Annotated in this window: 18 protein-coding genes; 5 read left to right on the top strand and 13 right to left on the bottom strand. The window is 68.8% G+C overall.

The features are described 5' to 3' along the window. Positions 1-155: 155 nt before the first annotated feature. The gene (locus tag OVA30_RS13520; protein WP_056498203.1) at positions 156-404 is read left to right on the top strand and encodes a hypothetical protein; all 249 of its coding nucleotides are present in this window, start codon (positions 156-158) and stop codon (positions 402-404) included. Positions 405-486: 82 nt separating this feature from the next. Here OVA30_RS13520 and rpmF read toward each other — a convergent pair whose 3' ends face one another. From rpmF to OVA30_RS13500, 4 genes are all read right to left on the bottom strand, one after another. Then, the gene (gene rpmF, locus OVA30_RS13515; RefSeq protein WP_003601373.1) at positions 487-675 is read right to left on the bottom strand and encodes a 50S ribosomal protein L32; all 189 of its coding nucleotides are present in this window, start codon (positions 673-675) and stop codon (positions 487-489) included. A gap of 157 nt (positions 676-832) precedes the next feature. Beyond that, positions 833-1,729: a transglycosylase SLT domain-containing protein gene (locus OVA30_RS13510; RefSeq protein ID WP_268175729.1), complete on the bottom strand. Its 897-nt coding sequence runs from the start codon at positions 1,727-1,729 to the stop codon at positions 833-835. 249 nt (positions 1,730-1,978) lie between these two features. Beyond that, positions 1,979-2,782, bottom strand: coding sequence for a Cof-type HAD-IIB family hydrolase (locus OVA30_RS13505; RefSeq protein ID WP_268175728.1), 804 nt, complete (start codon positions 2,780-2,782; stop codon positions 1,979-1,981). 8 nt (positions 2,783-2,790) lie between these two features. After that, positions 2,791-3,333 carry a gluconokinase gene (locus OVA30_RS13500; RefSeq protein ID WP_268175727.1) on the bottom strand — a complete coding sequence of 181 codons (543 nt, stop codon included), beginning with the start codon at positions 3,331-3,333 and terminating at the stop codon, positions 2,791-2,793. Between the two features lie 304 nt (positions 3,334-3,637). On the opposite strand from OVA30_RS13500, the gene OVA30_RS13495 reads away from it, so the two are divergent. Further along, the gene (locus OVA30_RS13495) at positions 3,638-4,804 is read left to right on the top strand and encodes a polysaccharide biosynthesis/export family protein (protein WP_015823611.1); all 1,167 of its coding nucleotides are present in this window, start codon (positions 3,638-3,640) and stop codon (positions 4,802-4,804) included. Beyond that, a complete protein-coding gene (locus OVA30_RS13490; RefSeq protein ID WP_268175726.1) occupies positions 4,801-5,508 on the top strand; it encodes a phosphorylase in 708 nt (235 codons plus the stop codon). The genes OVA30_RS13495 and OVA30_RS13490 overlap by 4 nt, the downstream gene beginning before the upstream one ends. A gap of 194 nt (positions 5,509-5,702) precedes the next feature. Here the strand turns inward: OVA30_RS13490 and hpnH are convergent, their stop codons facing one another. After that, positions 5,703-6,866, bottom strand: coding sequence for an adenosyl-hopene transferase HpnH (hpnH, locus tag OVA30_RS13485; protein WP_003601722.1), 1,164 nt, complete (start codon positions 6,864-6,866; stop codon positions 5,703-5,705). Between the two features lie 747 nt (positions 6,867-7,613). Between hpnH and OVA30_RS13480 the strand changes: the two genes are divergently transcribed. Further along, the gene (locus OVA30_RS13480; protein WP_268175725.1) at positions 7,614-10,262 is read left to right on the top strand and encodes an MMPL family transporter; all 2,649 of its coding nucleotides are present in this window, start codon (positions 7,614-7,616) and stop codon (positions 10,260-10,262) included. Between the two features lie 134 nt (positions 10,263-10,396). Here the strand turns inward: OVA30_RS13480 and OVA30_RS13475 are convergent, their stop codons facing one another. The 6 genes from OVA30_RS13475 to OVA30_RS13450 form a co-directional block, all read right to left on the bottom strand. Continuing rightward, on the bottom strand, positions 10,397-10,900 hold the full coding sequence (locus tag OVA30_RS13475; protein WP_268175724.1) for a hypothetical protein: 504 nt from the start codon (positions 10,898-10,900) through the stop codon (positions 10,397-10,399). Positions 10,901-11,143: 243 nt separating this feature from the next. Beyond that, the gene (hpnK, locus tag OVA30_RS13470) at positions 11,144-11,986 is read right to left on the bottom strand and encodes a hopanoid biosynthesis-associated protein HpnK (RefSeq protein WP_268175723.1); all 843 of its coding nucleotides are present in this window, start codon (positions 11,984-11,986) and stop codon (positions 11,144-11,146) included. A 129-nt stretch (positions 11,987-12,115) separates the two neighbouring features. Continuing rightward, a complete protein-coding gene (gene hpnJ, locus OVA30_RS13465; RefSeq protein ID WP_003601712.1) occupies positions 12,116-13,540 on the bottom strand; it encodes a hopanoid biosynthesis associated radical SAM protein HpnJ in 1,425 nt (474 codons plus the stop codon). A 57-nt stretch (positions 13,541-13,597) separates the two neighbouring features. Beyond that, positions 13,598-14,794, bottom strand: a complete 1,197-nt coding sequence (gene hpnI, locus OVA30_RS13460; RefSeq protein ID WP_268175721.1) for a bacteriohopanetetrol glucosamine biosynthesis glycosyltransferase HpnI — start codon at positions 14,792-14,794, stop codon at positions 13,598-13,600. Between the two features lie 183 nt (positions 14,795-14,977). Continuing rightward, complete coding sequence (locus OVA30_RS13455) at positions 14,978-15,601, bottom strand: MlaC/ttg2D family ABC transporter substrate-binding protein (RefSeq protein WP_003601709.1); 624 nt, start codon at positions 15,599-15,601, stop codon at positions 14,978-14,980. Then, positions 15,592-16,725, bottom strand: a complete 1,134-nt coding sequence (locus OVA30_RS13450) for an HpnL family protein (protein WP_041357976.1) — start codon at positions 16,723-16,725, stop codon at positions 15,592-15,594. The genes OVA30_RS13455 and OVA30_RS13450 overlap by 10 nt, the downstream gene beginning before the upstream one ends. A 211-nt stretch (positions 16,726-16,936) precedes the next feature. Here OVA30_RS13450 and OVA30_RS13445 point away from each other — a divergent pair, with 211 nt between their 5' ends. Next, positions 16,937-18,130 carry an amidinotransferase gene (locus tag OVA30_RS13445; RefSeq protein ID WP_268175720.1) on the top strand — a complete coding sequence of 398 codons (1,194 nt, stop codon included), beginning with the start codon at positions 16,937-16,939 and terminating at the stop codon, positions 18,128-18,130. Between the two features lie 191 nt (positions 18,131-18,321). Here OVA30_RS13445 and OVA30_RS13440 read toward each other — a convergent pair whose 3' ends face one another. Continuing rightward, positions 18,322-18,534, bottom strand: a complete 213-nt coding sequence (locus OVA30_RS13440) for a hypothetical protein (protein WP_015823602.1) — start codon at positions 18,532-18,534, stop codon at positions 18,322-18,324. Between the two features lie 170 nt (positions 18,535-18,704). After that, a complete protein-coding gene (locus OVA30_RS13435; RefSeq protein ID WP_015951791.1) occupies positions 18,705-19,316 on the bottom strand; it encodes a glutathione S-transferase in 612 nt (203 codons plus the stop codon). Between the last annotated feature and the right edge of the window lie 3 nt (positions 19,317-19,319).

The raw sequence follows: 19,319 nt of genomic DNA, 5'->3' as shown, positions 1-19,319 counted from the left end.
GCCCTCTTTCACGCCCAGAGCATCATCTTTTTCCGAAAGCCGGCAGCCACCGGTCGGGATGATGCTCCGGTGGCGCGAGACAGATCGTTAAGATCCGGTTAACGTCGGCCCCGGCTTTGCACGAGAACGCGTGCGAGGCCGGAGGTTTGACGCGAATGGACCGTTTCGAGACCGATTGTGCCGATCAGGACCATGTCGTCCGTCCGGACTCGTCCTCGCGCGCCCTCGTTGCCGATACGCCCAGCGACGCCGGTCCCCGCATCCGGGGCCGCCGCCCGATGGCGGGCTTTCTGACCCAACTGATCGTCAGCGCCGATCCCGCCTTGCGTCCCGCACGCCTCGAACGCACGAAGGCCGCAACCGCGCTCTACGCGCGGAATGCGGCCTTCGCAAAACGGGCCTGACGGCCGGTTCTTCACATCGCTGGCAGGACACCCGCTGCGCCGCCGCGGACCGAGAAGGGCGGTCGGCGCTCGGGTGGTCTCCTTACGCCTCGGCGGACTTCACCTTCAGAACCTGACGGCCGCGGTACATGCCGGTCTTCAGGTCGATGTGGTGCGGACGGCGCAGTTCGCCCGAGTCCTTGTCCTCGACATAGGTCGGGGCCTTGAGGGCGTCGGCGGAGCGGCGCATGCCGCGACGGGAGGGGGAGGTCTTTCGCTTCGGAACGGCCATGGGAGTGTACCTCAGGCAAAAAGGGCGCCCAAGGCATCCTCATGTCTGAGGATCGCCGATGGCACCGCGTTGAGTAACGGAGATTCGAGGCGGGCTGTATAACCGCAGGAACGGCGACTGGCTAGAGTGCCGATTTCTCTATGGACAGGCCATCGCCTCAGGGCGTGACGGGGGCGGCCGAGGCCTCCCGGATCGGGGCGGGCTCGGCGGGCTTGCGCGCCGCGATGGCGATCGTCGGACGCGGGATCGCCGCGAGCACGGTCTCGGAGGGGCGGCGCGGCGGCAGCGGCACCTCGACGGCGTCCGCGGCGGCCATCGCCTGCACTGCCGCAGCCTGCGGAGCGGCGGCTTGCTGGGGAGCGACTTGCGCCGGGATGGGGGCCTGCGGCTGCGGAGCGCTGGGCTGCGCGAGGCTCGCCACCTGCACGGGCTCGGCGGAGAGAGCGGTCGGGCGGCGCGGCGGCAGCGGCACCTCGACGGCGTCGGTCGGGCCAGGGCCCGGCGCGGCGTAGGCCAGCGCCTGCTGGGCGCCCACGGCAGGCGTGCTGCCGCGCAGGGCGAACATGCCGTCGAAGCCGTTCGCCGACCGGGCATTCGCGCCGGCGGGCGGCGTGGCGGTGGCGACGGTCGTCGTGCCCGCGTCATCCGGCGGGGTGGCGTCGATGCCGAGGCGCTTGGCGGCGTAGTAGTAGCCGCGATTGTAGTAGCGGTAGGCCTGCTCCAGGTCGCCCTTGGCGGCGCGGTAGGCGCCGGCGAGATAGGCGATGCCGTATTTCAGGTTGATCTCGGGATTGTAGAGCCCGGCCGCGTCGCCGGTATAGCCGAGGCCGCGGGCGGTGGCGTGCTTGATCTGCATCAGGCCGAGCGCCGAGCCGCCCTTGGCGCGGGCGTTGTAGTTGCTCTCCCGCTTGACGACGCGATGGACGAACGCCTCGGGCACCTTGTTGGCCCGGGCCTGCTCGGCGATCAGCGCATCGATGTTGTCCCGTGCCGCCTCCTGGGCGAAGGCCGACGCCGGGGCGGCGGCAAGAAGGGCGGCGAGGACAAGACGCATGGGGGACCCGGTCGTTTTGGGTGCCGCGCTCCGTCTCCCGTTGGCCGGCGCTTCCGCCTCTCGAGAGAGGGCGGGTGCCGCGGGAGCCGGGCGAGGGTCACTCGTTACGGCTCAGTTTGTTTCTCCTGGGTCGGGGCCAAATGAGGCGGGAACGTGGAGTCCGAGCAAATCCCTGCGGATGCCGAGGACTGTGGCGCCGGCCCTGTCGCAGATGGGGCACAGCCCTTCGCCCGGCGGCAGGTGCCGATTTCAGGCGTCGCCGAACACGAACCGGTTGATCGCGCGGGCGAAACCGTCCTCGTTGTTGCCTGAGGTCACCGCGGAGGCCGCCTGCCGGACCGCGGGGGTGGCGTTGCCCATGGCGATCGACAATCCGCTCTCCCGGAATAGGGCGATGTCGTTGGCCGCATCGCCCAGCGTGGCGATTCGCTGCCGCGGGATGCCGAGCTGCCGGCCGAGATCGGCGACGAAGCTGCCCTTGTCGATGCCGGGTGGCGTCACGTCGAGGTAGTAGGGCTGCGAGCAATGCACGGCGGCCCGCCCCTCCAGCTCCGCCGCGAGCGCCTCTTCCAGCCGCGCGAGCCCGGCATGGTCGCGGCTCACGCCGACGATCTTGGCCGCCCGGTCGAGCAGGGGCGACAGATCCGGCACGACGCTCGGCTCGGTCTGCAAGGTGCGGCGCTCGAGGTCGGTATAGGGGGCTCGGTCGTCGCGCAGGTTCCAGGCGCCGTCCGCGAACACCCAGAGGTCGATCCCGGCCGCGTCGAGGCGCGCGGCCGCCACGCGGGCGACCGATTCGGGGATCAGCCGCTCCGAGATCGGCTTCAGGTCGGGCGCACAGACGGTGCTGCCGTTGAAGGCGCCTAGCGGCAGACGCAGGTCGAGCGCCTCGGCGAGGTGACGCAGGCCGACCGGCGGGCGGCTAGAGGCCAGGGTGAAGCCGATCCCGGCGGAGCCGAGCCGCCGCACGGCCTCGATCGCAGCCGGCGTGAGCCGCTTGTCGTCGGTGACGAGCGTTCCGTCGACGTCGGAGACGACGAGGGCGATAGCCATGCTCTCTCCTATGCGCAGATGTCGCCCGCGGGAATGTCGAGACGGGTGGCGACCGCCGCGACGATGGCGTCGGGCCCCTCCTCGATGCCGACGGTGATCGGGTCTTCCTCGGGGCCGGGTGGTTCGAGGGCGGCGAACTGGCTGTCGAGGAGCGAGGCCGGCATGAAATGGCCGTGCCGTGCCCGGATCCGGTCCTGGATGACCGTCCGGCTCCCTTCGAGGAAGACGATGCGCACCCGCTGGGGATCGCCGATCAGGGCCCGGCGGTAGGCCCGCTTGAGGGCCGAGCAGGCGACCACGGCATTCTCTCCGGCCGCGATTCGCGCGTCGATCCAGGCGCGGATGCGCCCGAGCCAGGGCTGACGCGCCGCGTCGTCGAGCGGGTGCCCGTCCCGCATCCGGGCGATGCTCTCGGGCGTGTGGAAAGCGTCGCCGTCGGCGAAGGTCCAGCCGAACCGCTCGGCCAGCAGCGCGGCCACCGTGCTCTTGCCAGAGCCCGAGACGCCCATCACCACGAGGACGGTCGGGGCGGAGGATCGGGGAACGGTCATCCAACGCCTTGAAAGAGCGATGTGGGCCTGGGTCGGACGCCCTGCCCCGTCGTAGATCGGGCGGCGCCGGCTTGGCCGGACGCAGACAGGTAGCGGACCTGAGCGCCAGGACCATCCTCCGCCCCTTCTCCGCCCTGCCTTCGATTTGATCGGGCCTCGCCTCCGATGAGGGCGGGATCAGTGTGGGCTGCGGGGAAAGGCGGCCCGGTTCGGTGCTCCCCGACCCGGTGTGGCGGCCTCGCCACGGACAGCCTGGCCTGTTTCGGCTACCCACCCCGATGAGAAAAACCGTCAGGCGGCCTGAATGCGCGCTCTAGCCATTGCTCTCCTCACCGCTACGGCGGTGTCGGGGTGCTCCATCCTGCCGGCCGCGGGGCCGACCACCTCGGCGATCGAGGGCGGCGCCGACGTCGCCACCGCCGAAGGCCTGTTTGCCCGCTACGAGATCATCGACATCACCCCCGCCCTCGTCGAGGCCCTGCGCACCCGTCCCCTCGACAGCCTCCTCGTCACCTTCGGTGACAGCCGGCCGGCGCTCGAGCCGGTGATCGGCGTCGGCGATTACGTGTCGGTGCAGGTCTGGGAGGCCGGTTCCGGCGGCCTGTTCTCCGGCCCGCTCGTCTCTGACCGCTTCTCGGCCGGCTCGAAGTCCGCGATGATCCCCGAGCAGGTGGTCGGGCCAGACGGCGGCATCACCGTCCCCTATGCCGGTCGCATCAAGGTCGTCGGACGCCGCACTCAGGAAGTCCAGGCGCTGATCGAGACCGAACTCGCCGGCAAGGCAATCCAGCCGCAGGTGCTCGTCTCCGTCACCAAACCGATCTCACAATCGGCCACCGTCACCGGCGAAGGCGCCATGGGCATGCGCGTGCCGCTGTCGGGCCGCGGCGACCGCCTGCTCGACGTCATCGCCCAGGCCGGCGGCGTGCGCACCCCGGTGGCCGAGACCTTCGTGCGGCTGTCGCGCGGCAACCGCACCGTTACCGTGCCAATGACCACGGTGGTCGCCAACCCGCGCGAGAACATCTTCGTGCGGCCGAACGATACGCTGACCCTGGTGCGCGATCCGCAGACCTTCCTAGCCGTGGGTGCGCTCGGCAACACCACCGAGGTGCCGTTCACGGCGGACGGGCTGACGCTGTCGCAAGCGCTGGCGCGCGCCTCCGGCCTGCGCGAGTTCCAGGCCGACCCGGCAGGCGTGTTCATCTTCCGCTACGAGCCGGCGGCGGTGGTGCGGCGGCTTCGGCCGAACTCGCCGCTGCTGGCCTCAGGGCAGGTGCCGGTGGTGTACCGGGTGAACCTGCGCGATGCGCAAGGCATGTTCCTGACCCAGAGCTTCCGCATGCGGAACCGTGACCTCGTCTACGTGTCGAGTTCGCCGTTCGCGGAGCTCGGTAAGGTGCTGGGCGTGTTCTCGACCGTGGCCTCGCCCATCGCGGCCGGCGCCTCGATCTACACCGTCACGCGGTGATCCAGGACGCGGTGGTGTCCGGCGCGGTGACGGGTGGAGCAATCCTCGCGGTCGCGGGATTGGCCCGCGAGGCCCGCATCGCTGCCGGGCCGAGCGTCGAGACGATCCAGGCCGGCGGCAACCCCGAGCGGTTGCGGGCCGCGCTCGACCGGCGGTCTCCCGATGACCTGCGTGCGGTCGTCAGCTTCGGAATTGCCGGGGGGCTCGACCCCGCCCTGCGGCCGGGCGACATCGTCATTGGCACACAGCTCGACGCGGACCAGCGTTTCCCCGCCGATCCCGAGCTTGCCCGCCGCCTGTCCGAGCGCCTGACCGGCGCGCCGGATCGCATCGTCGCGGGCGGCCTCGTGGGCTCCGCGGTCGCGGTCATGACCGTTGCCGACAAGGCGGCTTTGCATGCGCGCACCGGCGCCCTGGCCGTCGATATGGAATCGCATGTGGCCGCCGCCTACGCCGCCCGCCACGCCCTCCCCTTCGCGGCGATCCGGGTCGTCTGCGACCCCGCAGGCCGCGCCCTGCCCGCCTTCGCGGCCTCGGCCCTGACGCCGGAGGGCGAGCCGGACATTCGGGCGGTGCTCGGCGCGCTGCTACGCGGCCGCGCCCGGATCGGCGAGCTGATCCGGCTCGGCCGCGATTCCTCCGCGGCCTTCGCGGCGCTCGCCCGCTGCCGGGCCCGGCTCGGACCGGGTCTCGGGCTGCTGTAGGATCGCCTCGCGAGGCGCCCGCCCTTCCCTCTTCCGCGACGGCCGTTCCGCGAGGGGCGCTCAGCCGCCACCATGGCCGCGGCGCGTCCGCTTTCCGCGAGACGAGCGTTTTCACGCGCGACGCCCTTGAAACGAAAAGACCCGCGCGGCCGGTGCCGCGCGGGTCTCTCATGGTAGGCAGGGAAGCGCGTCGCTCAGGCGGCGGTGCGCTTGCGGGCTTCCTGCTTGGTGTCGACGCCCGAGGCTTTGATCTCGGACAGCTTCTGGGCGACGTTGCGGGAGAACACGAACTCGGCCGGGCGCTGGTTCTCCAGGGAGATCTCCGGCGCCATGTCGCCCTCGGTCTTGATCCCGCGGATCGCGTGGATCAGCGGCTTCCACGGCTTCTTGACTGAATCGACCACCGAGGACGCCTCGTAGCCCGAGTGGACCATGCAGTCGGCGCACTTCTCGTAGTTGCCGGTGCCGTAGGAATCCCAGTCGGTCTCCTCCATCAGCTCCTTGAAGGTCGCCGCGTAGCCCTCGCCGAGCAGGTAGCAGGGCTTCTGCCAGCCGAACACGGTGCGGGTCGGGTTGCCCCACGGGGTGCAGTGGTAGGTCTGGTTGCCGGCGAGGAAGTCGAGGAACAGGCCCGACTGCTGGAAGGTCCACTTCTCGCGGCCCTTCTCCTTGCCATGCCGGAACACGCCGCGGAACAGGTCCTTGGTCGCCTTGCGGTTGAGGAAGTGCTTCTGGTCCGGCGCGCGCTCGTAGGCGTAGCCGGGCGAAACGGTGATGCCGTCGATGCCCATCCGGGTCACCGAATCGAAGAAGTCGGCGATCTTGTCCGGCGAGGAATTGTTGAAGAAGGTGCAGTTGATGGTGACGCGAAAGCCCATCTCCTTGGCCTTCGCGATGGCTGCCACCGCCTTGTCGTAGACGCCGCGTTGGCACACCGAGCCGTCGTGCATCTCCTTGTCGCCGTCGAGATGAATTGACCAGGTGAAGTAGGGGCTCGGCTTGTAGTCCTTGATCTTCTTCTCAAGGAGCAGCGCGTTGGTGCAGACGATCGCGAACTTCTTCTGCGCGATGATGCCCTGCACGATCTGCGGCAAATCCTTGTGGAGAAGCGGCTCGCCGCCGGCGATCACGACCACCGGTGCACCGCACTCGCGCACGGATTCGAGCGCCTCGTCCACCGGCAGGCGCTTGTTCAGGATCTCGTCGGGGTAATCGATCTTCCCGCAGCCGGCGCAAGCGAGATTGCAGCGGAACAGCGGCTCCATCATCATGACGAGCGGGTAGCGCTTCCGCCCCGTGATGTGCTGCTTGAGGATGTAACCGCCGATCTTCGCGACGTACCGTATGGGGATTCCCAAGACGCGGCTCCTTGGATGCGCGGGTTCCGGACTTAGCCGGGCTGCTTAGCGTGAGAAGGACAGAAGTTCCAGCGCATTAGGCTGGAACTGTTCCGAGAGGGCGCGCTTTGAGCGCGATTTCGAGAGAGTGTGTCGTGCCGGTCTCGCGGCCGGACTGCGGCTTCGGAGATGAAGCCGGTGGTCGCGCGATCCGAACCGGGAATGATCGTCTGATTTCCGCATTCTGCGGCAGATTTTTGACCGTTCCTCTGCACGGACAAGCCGCAAGGGGCGAAACGGGGCGAAACACGTTCACGATTTCTCGCACGATGTCCCGTGCGGCGTCTGCTACCCCGTCATGAAGCCGACATCGTTCGGAATGCTTGTGCGAAGCGATATCGTCGCGCAATCCGGTTGCAGTGCGCAATCGCACCGCCGCCGCCGGATCGGACCGGTTTGCCGGGCCGCGTTGCATTCCCCCGCTGGGACAAGTAGGTAGCGCGCCAACGACACGAATGATCGGCGTGGAGTCTTTATCGAGCTCTTCGCGCGGTCCGTGTTCGACGGGCAGGGTCCGCCGGCCGTCGGCGCCTCTCCCGGTTTCTCGCTCGCGAGGGCCACGTCCCGCGGGCCAAGACGAGGATCGATTCGGCGCGTCGCCGCCTGCTGAGGACGCCGCGTCCTGTGTCGCGGGGAGGACGGGACTTCGGCGTCCCGGCCCGTCGTCACGCGGGGACAGGCCGGATCGTTAGGCAGACAGGGTTTTACGTGATCGAACGTCTCGTCGCGTTTTCCGTCAGGCGCCGCTGGCTGGTACTGGTGGCTGCGGCGCTCCTTACGGTCGCGGGCGTGGGCGCGGCCGCGCACCTGTTCCGCATCAACACCGATGTCGAGCGGCTGATTGAGCCGAGCGTCTCCTGGCGCAAGGACGAGATCGCCTTCGAGAAGGCGTTCCCGCAACGCACGAATCTCGTGGCCGCGGTGATCGACGGCGAGACGCCGGAGATCGCCGAGGAGGCCGCCGCACGCTTCGCCGAGGCGCTTAAGGCGCACCGCTCCGAGATCGAGACGGTGTACCGGCCCGACGGCGGCCCGTTCTTCGACCGCAACGGCCTCCTGCTGATGTCGCAGGAGGAGTTGGAGCAGACCACCCAGCGCCTGATCGAGCAGCAGGGCCTTCTCGGGCCGCTGGCGGCCGACCCGTCGCTGCGCGGCGTGATGCGGGTGCTCTCCCTCGGCGTGAAGGGCGTGAAGAGCGGCGACGCCAAGCTCGAAGACCTCGCCCAGCCGATGGAGCAGATCGACGGGACCCTGCGCAAGGTGCTCGACGGGCAGCGCGCCCGCATGTCGTGGCAGACCCTGCTCGCGGGCGGGCGCAGCGAGACCACGGACACCCGCAAGTTCGTGATGATCCAGCCGGTGCTCGACTACAACGCGCTGGAGCCGGGCCGCGAGGCGACCAAGCTGATCCGGCGCCTGGCCGCCGAGCAGAACATCGACGCGGCGCACGGCTTGCGCATCCGCCTGACCGGACCGGTGGCGGTGGCCGACGACGAGTTCGCCACGCTCGCCGACGACGCCTTCCTGAACTACTCGCTGACCACCGCCGCCATCGTCCTGTTCCTGTGGCTGGCTTTGCGCTCCGGGCCCCTCGTGATCTCGGTCCTGATCACGACCTTCGCGGGTCTCGTCGTGACGGCCGCCCTCGGGCTCATCATGGTGGGCGAGCTGAACCCAATCTCGGTGGCCTTCGCCGCCCTGTTCGTGGGGCTCGGCATCGATTTCGGCATCCAGTTCGCCGTCCGCTACCGGGCCGACCGCTACGAACTCGGCAGCGTCGATGCGGCGTTGCGCGGAGCGGCGCGCGGCGTCGGCTGGTCGCTGACGCTCGCGGCGGTGTCGCTGCTGGCCGGCTTCTTCGCCTTCCTGCCCACGCAGTTCCGCGGCGTCTCCGAACTCGGCCTCATCGCCGGCGTCGGCATGATCGTGGCCTACCTGTTCTCGCTCACCCTGCTCCCGGCCCTGATCGCGGTGTTCAACCCGCGCGGCGAGAAGCGGGCGGTCGAGACGACCTGGATGGCGGGCGTCGACCACTGGATCATCGAGCACCGCAAGTGGGTGCTGATCTTCGTCGGCGTGATCACCGTCGCCGGCATCCCGCTGCTCCTGAAGCTGCCCTTCGATTCCAACCCGATGCATCTTCGCAGCCCGAAGGTGGAATCGATCGCGACCTATCTCGACCTGATCAAGGACCCGGCCACCAGCCCGAACTCGATCGACGTGCTGGCTCCGAACGTCGATGCGGTCCCTGCCCTCTCCAAGCGCCTGGAGGGGCTCGACGCGGTCGCCAAGGTGATCTCGATCGACACTTTCGTGCCGCGCGATCAGGACCAGAAGCTCGCCACGATCCAGGAGACGGCGCAGCTCCTCGCCCCCGCCCTCAACCCGGCGCGCAAGCCGCCGCCGCCGACGGATGCGGAGAACGTCAAGGCGCTCAAGGAGACGGCCGCGGCGCTGAAGACCATCGCGAACGGCGATTCGGCCGGCGCCAAGGCCGCGGACCGCCTGTCGGGCACCCTCGACACCCTCGCCGCCGCCCCGGCGGAGAAGCGCGAGGCCGCCAGCGTCGCGCTGACCACCGATCTGAAGACCCTGATGAGCCGCCTGTCCGGGCTGCTCGATCCGAAGAAGATCACCCTCGACAATCTGCCCAAGCCGCTCAGGGCCGAATGGGTGACGAGCGACGGCCGCGCCCGCATCGAGGTCCACCCGAAGGGCGACTCGAACGACGACGAGGTGCTGCGCCGCTTCGCCAAGGAGGTGCAGACGGTCGATCCCCACGCCACGGGCGCGCCGATCGCCACCACCGAGTCGAGCTACACCATCCTCGGCGCCTTCGTGCAGGCGGGTCTGACGGCGCTCGCGCTGATCTTCATCCTGCTTTCGGTTGCGCTGCGCAAACCCTGGGACGTGGCGATGACACTCGGGCCGCTGGTGCTGGCGACCCTGTGGACGCTGATGGCGCTCAAGGTCATCGGCATGCCGCTGAACTTCGCCAACATCATCGCCCTGCCGCTGATGCTGGCGGTCGGTGTGGCCTTCCACATCTACTACGTGATCGCGTGGCGCGCCGGTGTCGTCGACATGCTGGCTTCCAGCCTGACGCGGGCGATCTTCTTCTCGGCGCTGACCACGGGCACCGCCTTCGGTTCGCTGATGCTGTCGAGCCATCCCGGCACCGCCAGCATGGGCGAGCTGCTCGCGCTGTCGCTGTTCTTCACGCTGATCGCGGCCTTCTTCGTGGTCCCGGCCTTCCTCGGGCCGCCGCCGAAGCAGCCGGATGCCGAGCGCCCCGAGGGCAAGGAAGCCGGCCGCCCGCCGGGCACGGTCGCCCGCGAGCACGCGACGGTGAAGTAGCCGGACCCGTCCGGTTGGCGGTTCGGCGTCATACCAAATCCGTTTGACCCCTTCGGGATGGCGGATTTGGGCTTCGCTCAAGCGCCGCGCGGGCTGACCGATACGGTTCCCGCTTTGATCAAGCGGAAACCGTATCAGTCGCCCGCCAACCGGGCCTGGATCGCCTCCAGGATCCAGGCCTCGCGGGTCTTGCCCGCCTTGGCGGCGGCGGCATCGATCTGCAGCGACAAAGCCGGCTTGACCGGCAGGCTCAGGATGAACGCGGTCTCGCCCTCGTTCGGGCCGGGGGGATCGTAGACGAGGCTCGTCAGCGCCGAGGCAAAGCGCCGGACCGCCTCACGCTGGCGGTCGAGCGTCAGGCTCTCGTCCCGGGCGACGAGCGGGCAGTACGCGGCGACCGCGCGATCGACGATGACCGTGCGCGGCACGCCCTGGGCCCTGAGACGCTGTATGGCGGATGCCAGCGCCGTGCCCGCATTCGTCTCGGGTTGCGGCGAGACGATCGCTTGGGTGAGGACAGCGTCGGCCTCCGGGTGCGGCGCCGACGGTGGGCCGCAATCCAGCCCGGCGGCCGAGGCGGCTGTGCCCGCCAAGCCCACTGCGACGGCAAGGGAAACGAGGGCGGCGCGTCGTCTCATGGATCGCCGTTCCTCACGGCTTTGAAGCGGTTTTCGCGGGGCCATGCCGCGCGGTTCCGACCCCTGTCGAGGCGGCTTCCGTTGCCCCGCTCCGCTTGGACGGTTCCGGGCCGTCCGCGGGCTTCGGCTCTGGTAGGAGGATGCTCTCCAACACAGCGACCGGCGTTGATTTCGATCAGCGTGGAAGCACCGTCGGGCCTGAACCGGCCCCCGTGAGCGGGGCCGGCCGCGCGCTGCGGACGCCTATGGCAGGAAATCCGAGAAGCCGCCCAGGATCGCTCCGCCCTGCTCGACGGCCTCCCGCGCCTGCGGCGCGATCAGCGCATCCCGCTCGGCGGCATATTGGTAGCCAGGGGCCTCGCCGGGGAAGCCGCCCGCACTTGCCGGATGGGTGTAGAGTTCGGTGAGCCCGTCCGGCAGGTGGCGCAGCAGGGCGGTGACGCGCTCCGGGGTCATCGCCCCGGACCAGGCGAGGCCGAGGGTCCGGGTCGGGATCAGCAGGCCCGCCTGCCGGGCGCGCACGGCAAGGAGGGCCGCCCACGGCACCGTGTCGAGAGCGGGTTTGGCCTGGAAACCGGGCTCCGCGCGCCGCAGCAGGTCGCGCGGCTCGCGCGGCACCCGCAGTGCCCGCATCCCGTAATCGCGGCCGATCCGCAGCACCATTCCGGCGATCAGCGGGTGGATGTGGAAATGCTTGTGCGCGTTGACGTGGTCGAGCGGCAGGCCGGTGGCGCGGAACGCCTCGAACTGCGCCCGGATCTCGGCGGCGAGCTGCCGCCGGGCGCTCCCCTTGAGGGCAAGGTCGAGTCCGAGACGCTCCATGTCGCGCCGCATCAGCCCCTGCGCGTCCGTCAGGTCGGGAAGCTCGGCGGGCGGCAGGGTCGGCCACGCCTCGACCAGCACGAGGTGCAGCCCGACCCGCAGGGAGGGCGTGCGCCGCGCGCGGGCGACGGCGTCGGCGGCGCGGGGCGCGGAGACCATCAGGCTCGCGGCGGTGAGGATGCCGTCGCGATGGGCCTGCTCGACGGCCTCGTTGACCTCATGGCTGAGGCCGAAATCGTCGGCGGTGACGACCAGTCGCTTCAAGCTCTGCCCCTGTCTCGGGTGTTGGGAGGGCAAGCCCTCTCGCGGGTCCAGGGCGGAGCCCTGGAAGCAGGAAAGGCCGGGCGGGTGCCCGGCCTTTCCTGTTTGCTCGATGGAGCCGGCGGCTCAGCGTTACGCGGCGGCCTTGCGGTCCCGGAGGAAGTGCCAGAACTCGACGCCCTCGCGCAGGCGGCGCTTCATCATCTCGGGCGAGCGGACCATCTCGTTGACGATCGAGGCGATCTTCGGGGCGCGGAAGTAGAACTTCCGGTAGAACTCCTCGACCGCGGAGAAGATCTCCGAGTGCGACAGGTGCGGGTAGTGCAGCGGCGCGATCTGCACGCCGTTCTCGTCCACGAGCTCGGCGTTCTCGACGTCGAGCCAGCCGTTCTCCACCGCCTGCTTGTAGAGGAAGGTGCCCGGGTAGGGCGCCGCCAGCGAGACCTGGATCGTGTGCGGGTTGATGCGCTTGGCGAATGCGATCGTCTCCTGGATCGTCTCCTTCGTCTCGCCCGGCAGGCCGACGATGAAGGTGCCATGGATGGCGATGCCGAGTTCGTGGCAGTTCTTGGTGAACTTCTCCGCGACTTCGACGCGCATGCCCTTCTTGATGTTGTTCAGGATCTGCTGGTTGCCGGACTCGTAGCCGACGAGCAGCAGGCGCAGGCCGTTGTCCTTGAGAACCTTCAGGGTCTCGTAGGGCACGTTGGCCTTGGCGTTGCAGGACCACGTCACGCCGAGCTTGCCCAGCTCGCGGGCGATCTCTTCCGCGCGCGGCAGGTTATCGGTGAAGGTGTCGTCGTCGAAGAAGAACTCCTTCGTCTGAGGGAACTCCTTCAGGCAATACTTGATCTCTTCGATGACGTGCGCGACCGAGCGGGTGCGGTAGGTATGCCCGCCGACGGTCTGCGGCCAGAGGCAGAAGGTGCAACGGCTCTTGCAGCCACGGCCCGAGTAGAACGAGATGTAGGGGTGCTTGAGGTACCCGATGAAGTACTTTTCCATCTCGAGGTCGCGCTTGTACACGCTCGTGACGAAGGGAAGCTGGTCCATGTCCGTCATGATCTCGCGGTCCTCGTTATGGACCACGACGCCGTTGGCATCACGATAGGACAGACCCTTGATCTCCGACATCGGCACGCCGTCGGCGACTTCCTTGACGGTGAAGTCGAACTCGTTGCGGGCGCAGAAATCGATGCAGGGGGCCTGGGCCATGGAGCCGGCGGCATCCACCGCCACCTTGGCGCCGATCAGGCCGGCGATCAGCCGCGGGTTGGCGGCCTTCAGCGCCTCGACGGTCTTCACGTCGGACTTGAAGGACGGGACCGAGGTGTGGAGCACCACGAGGTCGAAGTCGTTGGCCTGGGCCACGATCTCTTCGAGCTTGATGTTGTGCGGCGGCGCGTCGATCAGCTTCGAGTTCGGCACCAGAGCCGCCGGCTGGGCCAGCCAGGTCGGGTACCAGAACGACTTGATCTCGCGCTTGGCCTGGTAGCGCGAGCCGGCGCCGCCATCGAAGCCGTCGAAGGTGGGGGCCTGCAGGAAGAGCGTGCGCATGGGGTTCAAGGCCTCAAGGCTCGAGCGTTGATCTGTAAAGGGCGAATGGTTTGAAGCTTAGACCGAAGTCGCGCGCGACTCGCGACCGAGGCCGTGCTCCGGAATCAGCGTACCGTCCGCAACCACACGGTAATCGTGACCTTTCCATGTCACCGCACCCGAGACGAAGCTCCAGGTGAAGTTGATGAAGGACAGCATGTCACGAATCGGCAACAGCCAGTAGGCGTGGGGGCTCAGCCCGAAGGCCCGCTCGATGCGCAGGCACAGCAGGATGCGGCAGGTAAGGGCCAGGGCGGCGACCGCGAGCGCGCCGGAGCCGGCGCCGGGCATCAGCGCGGCCAGTAGCGCCAGCGGAAAGGCGTGGGTCACGACCGATCCGGCATAACCCTTCGGATCGACGTTGCGGATGGTGCGGTTCCAGCGCAGCTCGTGCCGCCACAGGCCGGACAGCTCGGTATCGACGCAGGCATGCCCGATGGTGAGGGCGGGAATCGCCACCGTGCCGCCCTCGGCGCGCAGGGCTTCGCCGATCGCGTAATCGTCGGCCAGATCGTCCTTGAACGCGCGGAAGCCGCCGATGCGGGCCAGCGATTCGGCCGTCATCGCGATGGTCGAGCCGAAGCAGGGCCGGGCGAGATCGAAGGTGGTGCCGAGGATGACGTTGGGCACGAACTGCACGTCGATGGCGAGCGCCGCGAGCTGGGCGCACATACCCCGGTCGCCCGGCACGCCGTGATAGAGGCAGGTCACGCCGGAAATGCCGGGCTGCGACAGGGCGGCGGCGACGCGCTCGAGATAATCGGGCTTCACCGACATGTCGCTGTCGGCCAGCACCACGACGGCGTGGGCGATCTTCTCCGACATGTTGATGAGGTTGGAGACCTTGCGGTTCGAGCCGTGCTGGCTCGGATCCACCACGAGGTCGAGGCGCAGGGCGGGATGGGCTTCACGCAGGCGCTGCACCACGGCAATCGCCGGGTCGGCCGCGTTCTGGACGCCGAACACGATCTGCACCGGGCCGGCATAATCCTGGCGGCAGAAGCTTCCGAGGTTCTCGAAGAGGTCCGGCTCCAGGCCGCAGAGGGGCTTGAGGATCGTCACGCCGGGGCGCGGCGCATCGGCCGCGAGCGCGGGCGACGGCCGCGCGGCGAAACGGTCGACGAGCCAGGCCGCGAGCAGGGCATAGACGCAACCGGCGAGCGCCATCAGCAGTAGCACAGATGCGATCCAGGCCGGCAGCTCGTTCAGATCCATGGCGCGGCGTTGCTCGCTGCTGTCTTGGGGCGGGGCCGCGGGCGGCGGTCTGAAGACGGTGAAGCCTGGACGCCGCCCCAAACGGGTCGCGGTCGGCTCCAGGCGTTGTCGGTGGTCTCGTTCCTGCCGAATCGATGGTTGGTTCTGCCCGGCGGAGCGCTTCTCAATCCCTGGTCTCTGGCCCTACTCTCTGGGCGAGACTTTGGCGGCGAGCATCCCATCGGTGCGTTCGCGCATAAATTTCAGCAGGCCGTCGGCGCCACCCTTGAGTGGGTCGGCGAAGCTCGCTCGCATCGAGGCGACCTCGCTGACATTGCCGTTGAGCAGCACGTCCTGCACCTTGTTGCCGGCGTTGACGACGTAATCGACTTCTGAATCGTCGCCGTCCTTGTTCGAGACGCGGGTCGAGACGACGCGGTTGGGCCCGCGCTCCTCGCTCTTCGGCTCGATCTGGAACTTGCCGCCCGCCGCCTGCGAGAGGCGGTTGGCGTAGAGCGTGACGAAGTACTTGCCGAAGGTCTCGGTCAGCGCGTCCTGCTGCTCGGGCTTGAACGTCTTCCACTTCGGCCCGACGGCGGTGCGTACCATGGCGGGCGTGTCGAAGGTCTCGGCCAGGGTCTCGCCGACGATCGCCAGACGGCTCTTGAGGTCGCCCGCGCCGTTCTTCAGCGCCTCTTCGAACTTGGCGTAGAGGCGCCGGATCGGCGCCACGGCCGGATCGTCGGCGGCCCGGACGGGGTGCGGTGTCGCCGTGAGGGCGAGCATCGCCACGGCGGCGGCAAGGAGGCTGCGGCGGTTCAGGCGCACTTCTGGAGCGCTCCAGCTTCGTTGTCGGAGGAAAGGGGGGCGGGGTTCCGGGCGGCGGAGAAGCCGTAGGCCGGGGCGAGCGGGGTCGCGCCCGAGCGGCGGCCGAGCCGTGCCCGGATCGCGCCGAGCCCCTCGCGCACCGTCTCGGTGCCGTCGGTTTCGGCAGGCGCCGCGCCTTTGCGCTCCATCAGGTTCCACAGGGCGAGGCTCGGCAGGCCGACGGCGAGGTCGGCGACGCGCTTGACCAGGGAGAGGGCGAGGGCGGCTTCCACCGGGATGCCGAACAGGGCGCCCAGAGCGATCAGGCCGCCCTCCTGGGCCCCGATGGCGCCGGGCACGACGAAGGCGGCGCCGCGCACGGCCTGGGCCAGGCTCTCGATTACCAGGGCGTCGAGGAAGCTGATGGAATAGCCCATCGCGTTGAGGGCAATCCACACCTCAACGGTGCCGGCGACCCAGCCGAGGAGGTGGATCAGAAGCGCGGCGCCGACGCGGGCGCGATTGCCGTAGAGGCGGCGCAGGTTCTCAAAGAGCACGTCGATCGCGCCGAGCGCGCGCCACTCGCGTCCGGCGGCGAAGCGGCTCAGCGCGGCCTCGATCAGGCGGTGACCGCTGCGGCGCTGGATGACGTAGAAGGCGGCCAGCGCCGGAATGGCGATCAGCACGCCGCCCGCGACGGTGCGGACCATCGGCCCGTCGCCGGTGATCTGCATCAGCAGGAGAAGCCCGGCGATGGTGAAGATGAGCTGCGTGACCGCCTGGGTCATCAGATCGACGAACATGCTGGCGCCGGCCATGCCGCCCGGCGTACCGCTTCGGGTGAGCAGGCGCGCGCCGATGAGGTCGCCGCCGACCTGTGCAACCGGCAGGAGCGTGTTGATGCCCTCGCGCACGAAGCGCAGCGAGATGCAGTCACGCAGGGTCGGCCCAGCGCCGCGGGGAAACACCGCGTACCAGCCGAGGCCCGCCCAGGCGACCGCCGCAAAGCGGGCGAGCACGACGGCAAGCGTCCCCCAACCCGCGCTGACGACCGCGGCGGTGACATCGGACACGCCGGAAGACAGGAACAGCGCGAGCGCCGTGCCCAATCCAACGATCGATGCCAGTGTTGTGAGACGCTTCATCAGCCTCTTTCGATCATCGGCGAAGGCTTGTGTTGTCGAAATCCCACCCGAAGCGACCATCGAAGCTTAGCCGGTGGTGGGAAGCGTTCCGGCAGGTTGCAGCTTTGATCTGCCCTGTCTATCACCCGATTGACACACCGGGGAGCAAAGCGGCGCCCGCGGTGGACGCTGGCGACGATTGCCGCGAGATGCCGCTTCTAGGGAGCCTCAAATGGATCGCGAGCCGCAGATCACGGCGGATTCCGCCTTGGTCAACGACGCCTCGTCGACGGGTTTTTCACAGGGCTACGAGGGTCGTGACGAGCGGGGAGGACAGTCTCCCGCCACCCGCAGCCCGGTGATGGCCTGGAACGAGTGGGATCCGCTGGAGGAGGTGATCGTCGGCTCGCTCGACGGCGCCACGATCCCGACCCATCACCTCACCGTGATCTTCAACCTGCCGCGGGCGGCCCAGCCGTTCTACCGCTTCGCCTCCGGCTGGAAGTATCCGAAGTTCATGAAGAAGCTCGCGCAAGCGGAGCTCGACAACTTCATCTCGATCCTGGCCGGCGAGGGCGTGACGGTGCGCCGCCCGGATACGGTCGACTTCTCGAAGAAGTTCAAGGCGCCGCGCTGGACCTCGCGCGGCTTCTGCGTCGCCTGCCCGCGCGACCCCTATCTCGTGATCGGTGACGAGATCATCGAGAGCCCGATGTGCTGGCGCTCGCGCTACTTCGAGGGCGATGCCTACCGCTCGCTGTTCAAGGAATATTTTCGCAATGGCGCGCGGTGGACGTCGGCGCCGCGCCCTCAATTGACGGACGATCTCTACAACTACGACTATCGGGTGCCGAACCTGAAGGCCGGCGAACCGATGCAGTTCACGGTCAACGAGTTCGAGCCGGTCTTCGACGCGGCCGACTTCGTGCGCTGCGGCCGCGACCTGTTCGTGACCCGCTCGAACGTGACGAACCTGATGGGCATCGAGTGGCTGCGCCGCCACCTCGGACCGGGCTTCCGCATTCACGAGATCGAGAGCCGCTGCCCGCAGCCGATGCATATCGACTCGTCGTTCATGCCGCTCGCGCCCGGCAAGGTGCTGGTCAACCCCGACTACATCGACGTCGAGAAGCTGCCGGCGGTGCTCAAGAAGTGGGACGTGCTGATCGCCCCGCGCCCCGACCCGGTCGAGGGCTTCATGAGCAAGATCTCGATGTGCTCGCCCTGGACCTCGATCAACGTGCTCGCCATCGACGAGAAGAAGATCGTCGTCGATCAGAGCCAGCCGACCCTGATCAAGGCCCTGAAGGATTGGGGCTTCGACCCGATCCCGGCGCCGTTCCTGTCCTACGGCCCGTTCGGCGGCTCGTTCCACTGCGCCACGCTCGACGTGCGCCGCCGCGGTGTGCTGAAGTCGTACTTCTAGGAAACGGCCCTGCCCGGCAGCGGGCGGCGCCCTTCATCGATCCGGAGCCTGCCGCGAACGCCTCGCGGCAGGCTCTTTTCGTTTCAGGCTGCGGTCGTGCTCGCGGATCGCGCGCGTCGGCGACGTGATCCAAACGCGTAGCGGTGCAGGATAAGCCTCTCGGCCGAAACGCTTTTACCCGCTGAGGCGGTTCACTCGCCGATGAATTTTCCGGGCAGACGCGTCACCCGCCGGTAGGTCGTCCCGGCGAGCGCCAGTGCGCCGCCGTATTGCAGAAAGCCGTTCTCGGCGAGCCCGTCCGGCGCGAATGGGGCCTGGAGCGCGAGCCGGGTCAGCGCGTTGAGCGCGATGATCGCGAGGCAGAAGACGGCGGACGCGAGCGAAGCGGCGACGAAATCGGGCATGGTGGGCCTCCCGGCAGGGACGGTCCAAGCTTAGCAAGGGCCGAGCCAGCCGGAAGACGAGGAGAGGTGAGAGCCGTCTCCGACCTGATGGCATCAGGTCGGCGTCTCTCGGTCTATGGTTCAACGCGCTTTCTTTCGCCGAACCGGCGTCCACTTCGTCGGAAAGCGCTCTATCCGGCGGGCGGGCGCGTCGCCACCATGGAGGGCCGCTCCTCGAAGCGGGCGAACCACGCGGCGAGCCGGGGCGCGTCGTCGCGCCAGGCGATGTCGGAGAAGCGCAGGTCGAGGTAACCGAGTGCGCAGGCGAGCGCGATGGTGCCGATATCGACGCGATCGCCCGAAGCCTCCGCGTGCTCCTCGAACCACGCCAGCGCGCTCTCGATCTTGGCGGTCTGGCCCTCGATCCAGGCGGCCGATCGCTCGGATTCGGGGCGTGCGGTCAGCTCGTAGCGGATCAGCAGGGCCGCATCGAGTACGCCGTCGGCGGTGGATTGCTCGTTGAGCGCCCGCCAGCGCGCGTCGCCCCCGGCCGGGAACAGCCGGCCGCCGGCCTCAGCGTCGAGATACTCGCAGATCACCCGGCTGTCGGCGAGGCTCTCGCCGGAGTCGAGGATCAGGGTCGGCACTTGGGCCAGCGGATGCTGCGCCAGCACCGAGCGGTCGCGCTTGACCGGGTGGACGGCGCTCGGCAGCAACTCCAGCCGCTCGGCGAGGCCGAGTTCGTGGGCGACCACCATCACCTTCCGCACGAAGGGCGAGCTGTGCGAGTGGAACAGCTTCATCGG

Origin of the sequence: Methylorubrum sp. SL192 (assembly GCF_026672325.1) — a bacterium.
Taxonomy (GTDB): domain Bacteria; phylum Pseudomonadota; class Alphaproteobacteria; order Rhizobiales; family Beijerinckiaceae; genus Methylobacterium; species Methylobacterium extorquens.
Note: the sequence above shows the minus strand (reverse complement) of the source record. Positions and strands in the feature narration are given on the sequence as shown.